Below are 11,311 nucleotides of genomic sequence, written 5' to 3'. Positions count from 1 at the left end.
TCGATATCTGGGGCAAAACCTCGGATGAAGTCGGCAAGGCCATGATGGACCAGCTCAAAGTCGAAGACGTGATCCGCCGCGACGGCACCAAGTCGACGCAAGAATCGTTCAACGCCATTTACATGATGGCCGACTCCGGCGCGCGCGGTTCCGCAGCCCAGATTCGTCAGTTGGCCGGTATGCGTGGTCTGATGGCGAAACCGGATGGCTCGATTATCGAAACGCCGATTACCGCGAACTTCCGCGAAGGTCTGAACGTTTTGCAGTACTTCATTTCGACCCACGGTGCGCGTAAAGGTCTGGCCGATACGGCGCTGAAAACGGCGAACTCCGGTTACCTGACGCGTCGTCTGGTTGACGTGACGCAAGACTTGGTGGTGATCGAGGACGATTGCGGCACCATGAACGGCGCGCTGATGAAGGCGCTGGTCGAAGGTGGTGAAGTCATCGAAGCGCTGCGCGACCGTATCCTCGGCCGTGTTACCGTGCACGATGTCGTCCATCCTGAAACCCAGGAAACGCTGTACGAAGCCGGTTCGTTGCTGGACGAAGACATGGTCGAAGAGATCGAGCGTCTGTCCATCGATGAAGTCAAGGTGCGTACGCCACTGACTTGCGACACGCGCTTCGGCCTGTGCGCCAAGTGCTATGGCCGCGACCTGGGCCGCGGTATGCTGGTCAACGCCGGCGAAGCCGTCGGTGTGGTGGCAGCGCAGTCGATTGGTGAGCCGGGTACCCAGCTGACCATGCGTACGTTCCACATTGGTGGTGCGGCATCGCGTGCGGCAGTGGCATCGTCGGTGGAAGCGAAGTCGAACGGTACCATCCGCTTCACGGCAACCATGCGTTACGTGACGAACGGCAAGGGCGCGCAAATCGTCATTTCCCGTTCCGGCGAAGTGCTGATCACCGACGACCATGGCCGTGAGCGTGAGCGTCATAAAGTGCCGTACGGCGCGACCCTGATCGTCAAGGACGGCATGGTCATCAAGGCCGGTACGGCCCTGGCAACGTGGGATCCGCTGACCCGTCCGATCATTACCGAATACGCCGGTCAAGTGCGTTTCGAGAACGTCGAAGAAGGCGTCACCGTAGCCCGTCAGGTCGACGAAGTGACCGGTCTGTCCACCCTGGTGGCGATCGATGCGAAACGTCGCGGTTCGTTGACGAAAACGTTGCGTCCGCAAGTCAAGCTGATCAACGACGCGAACGAAGAAGTCAAGATCGCCGGCACCGAACACTCGGTGGCGATCGGCTTCCAGGTCGGCGCGCTGATCATGGTCAAGGACGGTCAGCAGGTATCGGTTGGTGAAGTGCTGGCACGTATTCCTACCGAATCGCAAAAAACACGCGATATTACCGGTGGTCTGCCACGCGTTGCGGAACTGTTCGAAGCGCGCTCGCCGAAAGATGCCGGTATGCTGGCGGAAGTCACGGGTACGGTTGCGTTCGGTAAAGAAACCAAAGGCAAGCAGCGTCTGGAAATCACGGACATGGACGGCAACAAGCATGAGTTCTTGATCACCAAGGACAAACAAGTGCTGGTGCATGACGGCCAAGTCGTGAACAAGGGCGAGATGATCGTGGACGGCCCGGCCGATCCGCAAGACATCCTGCGCCTGCTGGGTATCGAAGCGCTGGCACGTTACATCGTTGACGAAGTGCAAGACGTGTACCGTCTGCAAGGCGTGAAGATCAATGACAAGCACATCGAAGTGATCGTGCGTCAGATGCTGCGCCGTGTTCAGATCGTCAATGCCGGCGACACCAACTACATCGTTGGCGAGCAGGTAGAGCGTTCGGAACTGCTGGACGAGAACGATCGCATGGCCGTTGAGAACAAGATTCCAGCGACCTACGAAAACGTCTTGTTGGGTATTACCAAGGCATCGCTGTCGACCGATTCGTTCATCTCGGCCGCATCGTTCCAGGAAACCACCCGCGTGCTGACCGAAGCGGCGATCATGGGCAAGCGCGATGGTCTGCGCGGCCTGAAAGAGAACGTCATCGTCGGCCGCCTGATTCCTGGCGGTACGGGCCTGGCCTTCCACCGCGCACGCAAAGAGAAAGAAGCGTGGGAAGTGGAAGAGCGTCAAGCACTGCTGCTGGCCGAGAAAGCCTCGATGGCTGGCGAAGCTGCCGAAGCGCTGCAGGACATCGAAACCCAGCAACACCACGGCGACGAAGCGTAATCTGCGCTGCTAGCTGACAAAAAACGGCACCTTCGGGTGCCGTTTTTTTTATGTGCGTCACTGCGGCCTTCCACCGCACAGGCAAGGAGACGACCGCAGAGCTTCAAGCCCCGCTGCTGACCGATAAAGCCACCCTGGCCGGTGAAGCCGCCGAAGATTTGCTGGCCATCGAAACCCAGCAACACCACGGCGACGAAGCGTAATTTGCGCTGCTAGCTGACAAGAACGGCACCTTCGGGTGCCGTTTTTTTATGCCTGAGCGCATTAACTAGTGCATATATACAAACCAGATTGGAACGCGATAATCATGGTGTTCCGTCTATATCCGGCAGTATCTCCACCATAGATGATCATTTATACGATGTATTGATCAGGATGCGATTATCGATATTGCCTATTCATGCCTGGTATTTTTATTGGCAGTATGAGTAAATGAAGAGTAAATCAGGCATTGAAACTCCTGCTCAGTCATGCTGTTATTAATGGTTGAGATTGCAAATAAACCTATATGCCGATATTCATCTTGCTCGATTTTTGAATAAATATGGCTGAGTTATTGTTGCGTCGTGCATGTTTGAATTGATGGGCTAGATCTGGTGATGCGTTGCGTCAGCCCGGCGGTCGCGATAGGCAGGGATATCTGACCGGCGCGCCAGCGCATCTGAAGTGAGCGCTCACAAGGAATGTAGCTGCAAACTGCCTGTTGCTGTGTCAACGCCATGCGTTGCGCATGGGCTCGCCCAGTTGCCGGTGACGGCGCAACACGGCGTTGTTGTGGCGTCACGCCCAATTGCCTTCGCCACGCCAGCTTCCAGTTCATTCATGCTAAGATTTGGCGCATGATTGCCCAAGCCCTGTTTACTCCGGCCCAGCAGAAACTGCTGGGTTTGCTCTTTGTTCGCGTGAATGAAGGTTTTCACTTGAACGAGATCATGCGCTTGACGGGACTGGGCAGCGCGTCGGCGCAGCGGGAACTGCGCCGGCTGCATGAGTCAGGGCTGATCACGTCGGAGCGGATCGGCAACGTGCGGCGCTTCTGGCCCAACAAGGAAAGCCTCGTGTATCCGGAGTTGAGCGGACTGGTGCAGAAAACCTTCGGCATCGTCGGCGTCCTCAGCATGACCTTGGCGCCCTTGCGTGCCCAGCTGCATCTGGCCTTCGTGTCGGGCGCCACGGCGAAGGGACAGGACATGCCTGGCAGCGCCATCGATTTGCTGCTGGTGGGCGAAGAAGCCAATTATGGCGATCTGTTGACGGGATTGGCCCCGGCCGAGCGAACCTTACGGCGTAAAATCAATCCCAACCTATATACGCTGGCCGATTATCGCCGGCGGCTGCGCGAAGGCCAGCCATTTCTGCTGCAGGTATTACAGCAGCCGAAGCTGTTTGTCATCGGCGATGAATCGCTATTGCATGCGCTGGCATTACCTGATGCTTCATTACAAGCGAATCACATGCCTTCTGTATTCTAAAGGCCGGGCCTGGCATTCAATTTCTGATGCTTGAAATTGTTGGTCAGAATAATATCTGAGGCGGATTGATCGTATGATGAACAAACTACAGGCTTTCGGTTTAATTGTTTCCCAGGCAGTGCGTGGAGAATTAACGTTTCCCACGAGTGTGAATTCCGCACTGCAATTGCAATTGGCCCTGGCTGAGCCGGACTGCCACATCGACCATGCGATCAAGCTGGTATTGGCCGAGCCCTTGCTGGCGGCGCGCACGGTCGCGCTGGCCAACTCGGCCGTGTACAGCCGCGGCGATGCCGCACCCGTGACCAGCGTGCGCGCCGCCGTCATGCGCATGGGTTACCGCAATCTGTACGCGCTGGTGGCGGCCATGGTGGTGCGCCAGTTCGGCAGCAAGATCATCGACCCCGTCCTGCGCCAGAAGGCGACCCAGCTGTGGGAACACACTGCCCATGTGGCGGCACTGGCCCACGTGCTTGCCCGCCGCGTGACGCACGTCGATGCCGACACGGCGCTGTTCGCTGGCATCGTGCATGAGGTGGGCGGTTTTTACTTGCTGTCGCGTGCCGACGAATTCCCCGGCCTGCTCGACGACGATGCGGATCACTGGATGGAGTCGGCAGAAGAAATCATTTCCCGCGAAGTCATGAAGAAGCTGCTGATCCCGCTGGCAGTGAGCGAAGCCATCGAAGGCTTGCGCGATGGCTTGCTATCGATACCGCCCGACTCCCTGCTCGACACCTTGTTATTGGCCAAGCAGCTGTCGCCCGTGCAGTCGCCCTTGCAGGTGACGTACGTGGAAATGCTCACGCCTTCCGATTCCGTCATCGATTTCATTATCGACAACGACACCCTGCAAAGCATCCTGGCCGAGTCAAACGAGGAAGTGCGCTCGATGAGCGCCGCGCTGCTCGTCTGAAATACGCATTGCTCATCTGATCCGGCCACGTTGCCTGCCAGCGCAGGTCAAGGGCCGGGGTGCAATACCACCTTGATGCATTGCTCCTGTTTCTTCTGGAAGATCTCGTAGCCGTGCGGGGCCTCGTCCAGGGTCAGGTGGTGGGAAATGATGGCGCCGGGATCGAGCTCGCCCCCTTGTATCCGTTCCAGCAGCGGCTGCATGTAGCGCTGCACGTGTGTCTGCCCCGTCTTGATGGTCAATGAACGGTTCATGATGGAGCCAAACGGGATCTTGTCGCTGAAGCCGCCATACACCCCCGGCACCGAGACGACGCCGCCGTTGCGGCATGCCATCAATGCTTCGCGCAGGGCCGTGGGACGGTCCGATTCCAGTTTCATCGTCTGCTTGAGGCGGTCATAGATATAGCTGATACCGGAACCGTGCGCTTCCATGCCGACGGCATCGATGCAGGCATCTGGTCCCCGTCCTCCCGTCATTTCCCGCAGGGCGTCGGGCACGTCCACGGCATCGAAATGCAGAGTTTCCGCACCGGACAGTTCGCGTGCCATGCGCAGGCGTTCCGGGTAATGGTCGATGGCGATGACGCGCTCGGCGCCGAGCAGGAAGGCGCTCTGGATGGCGAACTGCCCCACGGGGCCGCAACCCCATACGGCCACCACCTGGCCCGGCGCGATGCCGCAGGCTTCGGCCGCCATATAGCCGGTCGGCAGTATGTCCGAGAGAAACAGCACCTGTTCATCCTTGAGCTCGTCCGGTACCTTGATGGGGCCGACGTCGGCAAACGGCACGCGCACATATTCGGCCTGGCCGCCCGCATAGCCGCCCGTCAGGTGGGAATAGCCAAAGATGCCCGCGCCCGAGTGGCCCCACATCTTTTCCGCCATGTAGGCGTTGGGATTGGAGTTCTCGCACACCGAATACAGCTGTTGCTCGCAAAAGAAGCAGCGTCCGCAGGCAATGGGAAACGGCACCACCACCCGATCTCCCACCTTGAGCTTGCGTACCGCGGAGCCCGTTTCCACCACTTCGCCCATGAACTCATGGCCGAGGATATCGCCTTGTTCCATGGTGGGCACGACGCCATTGTAGAGGTGCAGGTCGGAGCCGCAGATGGCCGTGGAACTGACTTTGATGATGGCGTCGCCGGGATTGAGGATGGCGGGATCGGGCACGTGTTCGATCCGTACGTCGCGCTTGCCGTGCCAGCAATTGGCTTTCATGACACACCTCCATTCGTTTGCGTGCCTGCAGCATTTGCCTTGTTGCCAGCCTTGCTCAGCAGCCGTGCCTTGAAGCTGCGCTTGCCCGATGGCTGGCCCTCGGTGGTGCTGACCTCGCCCGTTTCCATCCACTGCTTGAAGCGGCGCAGGGTGGTCTCGATCTGGTAGGCGGGCGCCTGGCTGAACAGGCCGGCCACGGCCGCGCCCACCTTGCCGACCGGCGCCTGCATGTGCAGTTGCATGGTCACCACGGTGCCCTGGCCGTCCGGTGCGGGCGACAGTTCCAGCGCGCCCGTTTCCGCATGGTTTTCCGCCGCGCGCCAGCGCATGCCCTGGCCCGGACGCTCGTCTGTCAGTTCGCCTATCCACTCGCCTTCGACATTGTGCCAGCGCGAGCGGCGCGCATCGATTACCTGTACCGACTGCAGGCCCGGCATGAAGCGGGGCAGGTTTTCCAGGTCGCGCCAGGCGCGGTAGCAATCGTCGGCGGAACGGTTGACGATGACGCTCTTTTGCAGCGCCAGCCCCTCTTCGCCGGGTGCAGGCAATTCGCTCAGCTTGCGCGGCGCCAGTTGTGTGCTGGCGATATAGTCGATGGCCGTCACGCCTGCCACCACGGCCGCCGTCGCCGCAAGGCGTGTGCGCGCATGGCGCCGGCTGGCCATGGCCACGCCCAGCAGCGACAGGTCCATGGCGTCGCCGGCGATGCGCGACCAGCGCCATGCCGGCCTGCTTTCTCCGCGCAGCAAGGCCACGCCGCAAGCCATTTCGCGCAGGCCGATGGCGCGTATCCATAAAGATGAGACGCCACGCAAGCCGCTGGCCCGCGCCAGGCCGCGCGGCGCCACCAGCTGGGCCAGGCCCAGGCCGATGCTGAGCCAGCCAAGTGCCGCGATCAGGGCACGGTTGCCGCGCGGGGTATCGTCGGGAATGTGCCGCTGTGGCCGTGTATCGGACTGGCCGCGCGCGCTCGTGTAGTGAAGAATGGCGTCGTGCCCATTCCCGGACGAGCCGGATGTTTCCGCTGGTATTTCTGACTGCTGCCGCCATGTTGGCGGACGCGCCGTGGCGCCATCGCTGATGTCTTCGTTTTGCATGCTGCCTCCCTTCTGTGTATGGGAATTAGGCAGCATGGTCTGGTACGCGTTCCGGCAGGCGTGCGCGCGATGCGCTGTTTTGTGAAGGGATCTGCGCCAGATCAAATATCGGCACGAAAAAAAACGGCAGCCCCGCTTGGCGCTGCCGTTCTCACAGGAGTGGGTTAGTTTACTTCTGCTGCGCGATCCACCGGTCGACCTTGGCTTCCAGCAGTTTCAGGGGCAGGGTGCCGTCGCCGAGCACCACTTCGTGAAACTTCGGCAGGCTGAACTTGTCGCCCAGCGCCAGCTGCGCGCGCTGGCGCAGTTCGACGATCTTCAGGGAACCGATCTTGTAGCCCAGCGCCTGGCCCGGCCAGGCCATGTAGCGTTCCGTCTCGCTTTTCGCCACGGCGTCATAGCCGAGCGTGTCGCGCATGTACTTGATCGTCTGCTCGCGCGTCCAGCCCTTGGTGTGCAATCCCGTGTCGACCACGAGGCGCACGGCGCGCAGCATCTCGTCGTTCAAATGGCCGAAATACTGGGCCGGATCCTCGAACAGCCCCATTTCCTTGCCCAGGGTTTCCGCATACAGGGCCCAGCCTTCCGTGAAGGCATTGTTGCCGCCGAAGCGGCGGAAGTTCGGCAAGTCCATCTCTTGCACGAGCGCCAGGTGGAAATGGTGGCCAGGTTTACCTTCGTGCAGGAACAAGGTGGTCATGCCCGTGTCGCCATACAGTTTCGGATCCGTGACGACGGACCAGAACACGCCGGGGCGCGAACCGTCGGCGGCCGGCGCCGTGTAGTGGTCGGCGGCCGTGTCGCGGCTCAGTTCAGGTTCCAGACGCAAGTCCAGCGGCGCTTTCGGCACCAGGGTGAACAGGGCGGGCAATTTGCTGTCGAGCAGCACGTTCAGCTTGCGGTAGACGTCGAGCACTTCCTGTTCCGTCTTGAAAGGGCGGTATTTCGCCTGTTCCGACACCCACACGGGCAAGCCGGCGGCTGGGCCGTTGTAGCCCATCTTCGGGCCCACGATCGCGTATTGTTCCTGGATGCGCGCCACTTCCTTCAAGCCAATGGCGTGGATCTGCTCCGGTTTTAGATCCGTCGTGGTGCTGCTGGCCACGCGCGCCTGGTACCAAGCCGCGCCATCGGGCAGGGCGCTCCAGCCGCTGCTCGCGCGGCCGGCCGGCAGGTAATCGCGTTCCATGAAGGTGGACAGGCGCTGCAGCGCGGGCATCAGCTTGGCTTCGATGATGACGGTATAGGTTTGCGTCAGGCGCGCCTTGTCCGCGTCGGAAAAGCTGGCCGGCAAGTTCTTGATGGGCGTGTAATAGACGCTGTCCTGCGGCGTGGCACTGACGAGCTTCTTGAATTGCGGCAGCGCCGATTCCGTCAGCGCCTTCGGCAGCACGATGCCCTTTTGCATGCCGACCTTCATGTTGGCGATGGCCTGGTCTATCCAGCCCGGCAACTGGCCGATACGGCTCAGGTAAGCGTCATACTCCTTGACCGTGGTCAAAGGCTGCGATGCCTCGCCGCCCGCATAATTGGCCAGGGTAACGGGCATGCTGTCCATCTGGTTCAATGGCAGCAGGTATTCCGGAAAGCGCTCGAAGCTCAGGGCCGTGGCCAGCTCATAGTCGAGAATGTCGTAGTTGATCTGGTCCTGGTGCGACAGCTGCGCGCGGGCAATGCTGCGCAGGGTCTTCTGGTACTGGCGGTACAGGGCGAACTGTTTTGCGCGCGCGGCGGGCACGATGGCTGAACCGAGCTGGTCATCAAAGCGGTTGTCGCCGCTTTCGGTGGCATTGATCGGCTCGAAACGGGCCTGTGCATCGTAATATGTGTCGGCCAGCACTTGTAGTTGTTGCTTTGCTTTTGGCGCGCTGACGGCGGGCGCGACGGCTGTTTTGGCAGCGGGCTGGGCCGCTTGCGCCATGGGCGCGTAGGCGAGCAACAGGGAGATGGCCAGGGTGCCGAGGGTGCCGGCGGCAAAACGATGCTTCATGCGCGATGTCCTTTGTAAGGAGGGTATGAACGGAGGCGTTGTGGGTCGGGGTGGCCGGTCGCGATCGAGCAGCCGGGGCGTAAGCATACGCCATTGCACAGTACGTTTGGATAAATTGTACGAGGGGAATGTTGCTATTTTGCCGTAGGCGGCAGGGACGCTTTCATGGCTTGCCAGTGGCTGCTGGTCAGGGGAAGGCAGGCAGGGCACGGCGTGGCGGCGATCAGGCTGCGAATTTGCTGCGCGCGCGCCGCCGTTTGCGGGTGCGAGGAAATCCAGTCGGGTACCTTGGCCTTGTCCTTCTCATCGAGCTTCTGGAAAAAGCTGAGCATGCCATCGGGGCGGATATGTGCGCGCTGCAAGGCGAGCAAACCGAGGCGGTCCGCCTCTTCTTCCATGTCGCGGCTGAAATACAGGGTGCCGGCCTGGTGCGCCAGCATGGCGGCCACGGCGCTGATGTCGCCGATGGTCACGCCCACGAGGGCGCCCCAGCCCAGGCTGCTGATCATTTGCCGCAGCGAATGGCGCTGCTCCACGTGCTGCACTTCATGCGCGAGCACGCCGGCCAGCTCGCCCGGGTCGGCGGCTTGGCGCAGCAAGCCCGTATGCACGACGATGATGCCACCCGGCATGGCAAATGCGTTGACCGTGTCGTCGTTCTTGATCAGCCAGCGGTACTGGTAGCGCGAGCCGGCCGTCAGCTTGCGGCCGATCTCCTGCACCGTCTGCTGCGTCACGCCGCTTTCGCTGACGCCTCCCTGGGCGCGCACTTGCGCCAGGGCCAGTTCGCCCAGCTGTTTTTCCGTCGACAAAGGGATTAATCCTGCCAGCGCACCGACGGCATGGCCGCCTTGCCACCACAGCAGGCCGGCTGCGACGACGGCCGCGCCCGTCAAACCGGCCAGCCAGCCCGACACCTGCCGCCGGTTGCGCTGGCGCTCGCCCCACAAACGCTGCAGTTGCGGCTGCAGCGCGGCCGGCGCTTCGCGCAAGACGATGGCGATGTCGCTAGCCGTCAGCGGCTTGAGCGACGCTTGCCGACCTTGCGCGTCGAGCCAGTTCAGGAACAGCTCCGGCCCATCGACGCCGCCCACGCTGACGACCAGCTGCGCCACGTCGACACCATGGCCGGGCGCATCGATGGCCAGTTGGTTGGCGAAAAAATGCGCGCTGACGGCCGTGCCCGCCGGGCCGCCATCGGGGTCAGTCAGCAGTGCCTGGAATGGCGTCATGCGGCGGCCTCGGCAAAGCGGCTTTCGTACAGGGCCGCCATCAGGTCAGACTGGCTGATGATGCCGGCCAGGCGCTCTTCGTTGTCGAGGATGGGAATATGGTGATAGCCGGCGTCGGCCATCAGGGGAACCAGATCGATGATGGGCGTGCCCAGGCGGGCCGTGTGCGGCGACGGCGTCATCAGCTGGCCCACCACTTCCGGCTTGTCGCTGTGGGACAAGCCGCTGCGTTGCAGCAAGCTGCGCAGGCGCTGGCGCATGCCCTGGTAATCGTCGAGGCCGCCATGGCGCAGGAAATCCGTCTGCGTGATGATGCCGACGACGCGGCGCGCCCGGTTCAGCACGGGCAGGGCGCCTACCTGATGCTCGCGCATGGTGCGCCAGGCAACATCGAGCGGCGTGCCGAATTCCACGCTGAGCACGTCTTTCGACATGATGTCGGCGCAGGTGACGACGCCGAAGCGGCGCTGGTAAGCGCGCATTTCCGTTTGCAGGAAGATCGCTTGCAAATCGTCGCGGCTGATGTCGAGCACTTCGCTGTGCTGGCGCAGGACGGCGTCGAGGTCATCGGGCGAAAAGCCCAGCCGGTTGCTGGGCACGTCATCCTTGGTGGCGTGCGGATGCGGCGCGACCAGTTGCTGGATGTGCGGGTAGCGGCGTCCCGTCAGGTTGTTGTACAGCACGGCGCAAGCGACCAGCACGGCGGAATTGAACAGCACGGTGATAAAGACGAATTCAAAGCCGGCCGCATGCACGCTGGCGCCGCCAACCACCGTGGTGAGCGCCACGGCGCCGCCCGGCGGATGCAAACAGCGCAGGGCAAACATGGCGCCGATGGCCAGGCAGGCGGCCAGCGCCGCCACGCCCACGCTGGGCCCCAGCCATTTGACGCAGGCCATGCCCATCAGGCCGGACACCACATTGCCACCCACCACGGACCACGGTTGCGCCAGCGGGCTGGCCGGCAGGCAGAACAGCAGTACCGCCGAGGCGCCCATGGGCGCGATCAGGTAGACGCTGGCGCTGTCGGGGGCGAGCAGGAAATGGCAGATCAGGCCCGTCAGCAGCAAGCCGCAGATGGCCCCCGCGCAGGCGCGCAATTGTTCGCGGCGGCTGCCGTTGTTCGGTTGCGGCAGCCAGCGTGCCAGGAAAGAAGTCGTCATGGGAGGGCGCGTTCGGGCCGCGTTGC

Annotated in this window: 8 protein-coding genes and 1 pseudogene; 4 read left to right on the top strand and 5 right to left on the bottom strand. The window is 61.8% G+C overall.

The annotated features are described in order from the left end of the window. From ASN89_RS17660 to ASN89_RS17650, 4 genes and pseudogenes are all read left to right on the top strand, one after another. Positions 1–2,192 (top strand): annotated as a pseudogene (locus tag ASN89_RS17660) (DNA-directed RNA polymerase subunit beta'); the annotation flags it as partial. Between the two features lie 50 nt (positions 2,193–2,242). After that, positions 2,243–2,395 carry a hypothetical protein gene (locus tag ASN89_RS29040; protein ID WP_161911779.1) on the top strand — a complete coding sequence of 51 codons (153 nt, stop codon included), beginning with the start codon at positions 2,243–2,245 and terminating at the stop codon, positions 2,393–2,395. A 516-nt stretch (positions 2,396–2,911) separates the two neighbouring features. Beyond that, positions 2,912–3,664: an ArsR family transcriptional regulator gene (locus tag ASN89_RS17655; protein ID WP_235502000.1), complete on the top strand. Its 753-nt coding sequence runs from the start codon at positions 2,912–2,914 to the stop codon at positions 3,662–3,664. Positions 3,665–3,740: 76 nt separating this feature from the next. Beyond that, positions 3,741–4,580: an HDOD domain-containing protein gene (locus ASN89_RS17650; protein ID WP_046682085.1), complete on the top strand. Its 840-nt coding sequence runs from the start codon at positions 3,741–3,743 to the stop codon at positions 4,578–4,580. A 47-nt stretch (positions 4,581–4,627) separates the two neighbouring features. On the opposite strand, the gene ASN89_RS17645 is transcribed toward ASN89_RS17650, so the two are convergent. The 5 genes from ASN89_RS17645 to ASN89_RS17625 all read right to left on the bottom strand — a co-directional run bounded on the left by ASN89_RS17645 (position 4,628) and on the right by ASN89_RS17625 (position 11,285). After that, a complete protein-coding gene (locus ASN89_RS17645) occupies positions 4,628–5,803 on the bottom strand; it encodes a zinc-dependent alcohol dehydrogenase (RefSeq protein WP_058050188.1) in 1,176 nt (391 codons plus the stop codon). Then, positions 5,800–6,900 carry an SRPBCC family protein gene (locus ASN89_RS17640; protein WP_052755479.1) on the bottom strand — a complete coding sequence of 367 codons (1,101 nt, stop codon included), beginning with the start codon at positions 6,898–6,900 and terminating at the stop codon, positions 5,800–5,802. The genes ASN89_RS17645 and ASN89_RS17640 overlap by 4 nt, the downstream gene beginning before the upstream one ends. A gap of 169 nt (positions 6,901–7,069) precedes the next feature. Further along, positions 7,070–8,890 carry a DUF885 domain-containing protein gene (locus ASN89_RS17635; RefSeq protein WP_058050187.1) on the bottom strand — a complete coding sequence of 607 codons (1,821 nt, stop codon included), beginning with the start codon at positions 8,888–8,890 and terminating at the stop codon, positions 7,070–7,072. Between the two features lie 134 nt (positions 8,891–9,024). After that, positions 9,025–10,122, bottom strand: coding sequence for a M48 family metallopeptidase (locus tag ASN89_RS17630; protein ID WP_058050186.1), 1,098 nt, complete (start codon positions 10,120–10,122; stop codon positions 9,025–9,027). Beyond that, positions 10,119–11,285: an HPP family protein gene (locus ASN89_RS17625; RefSeq protein ID WP_058050185.1), complete on the bottom strand. Its 1,167-nt coding sequence runs from the start codon at positions 11,283–11,285 to the stop codon at positions 10,119–10,121. Before ASN89_RS17625 ends, ASN89_RS17630 begins: the two co-directional genes overlap by 4 nt. Positions 11,286–11,311 lie beyond the last annotated feature (26 nt).

Origin of the sequence: Janthinobacterium sp. Ant5-2-1 (assembly GCF_001445815.1) — a bacterium.
GTDB lineage: Bacteria > Pseudomonadota > Gammaproteobacteria > Burkholderiales > Burkholderiaceae_D > Janthinobacterium > Janthinobacterium lividum_E.
The sequence above is the reverse complement of the archived record's forward strand: the minus strand, read 5'-3'. Positions and strand labels throughout refer to the sequence as shown.

Bases quoted from the DNA above. Each gene is read 5' to 3' on its own strand.
- ASN89_RS29040 (WP_161911779.1), top strand. From the start codon at position 2,243: ATGTGCGTCACTGCGGCCTTCCACCGCACAGGCAAGGAGACGACCGCA.
- ASN89_RS17655 (WP_235502000.1), top strand. From the start codon at position 2,912: ATGCGTTGCGCATGGGCTCGCCCAGTTGCCGGTGACGGCGCAACACGG.
- ASN89_RS17650 (WP_046682085.1), top strand. From the start codon at position 3,741: ATGAACAAACTACAGGCTTTCGGTTTAATTGTTTCCCAGGCAGTGCGT.
- ASN89_RS17645 (WP_058050188.1), bottom strand. From the start codon at position 5,803: ATGAAAGCCAATTGCTGGCACGGCAAGCGCGACGTACGGATCGAACAC.
- ASN89_RS17640 (WP_052755479.1), bottom strand. From the start codon at position 6,900: ATGCAAAACGAAGACATCAGCGATGGCGCCACGGCGCGTCCGCCAACA.
- ASN89_RS17635 (WP_058050187.1), bottom strand. From the start codon at position 8,890: ATGAAGCATCGTTTTGCCGCCGGCACCCTCGGCACCCTGGCCATCTCC.
- ASN89_RS17630 (WP_058050186.1), bottom strand. From the start codon at position 10,122: ATGACGCCATTCCAGGCACTGCTGACTGACCCCGATGGCGGCCCGGCG.
- ASN89_RS17625 (WP_058050185.1), bottom strand. From the start codon at position 11,285: ATGACGACTTCTTTCCTGGCACGCTGGCTGCCGCAACCGAACAACGGC.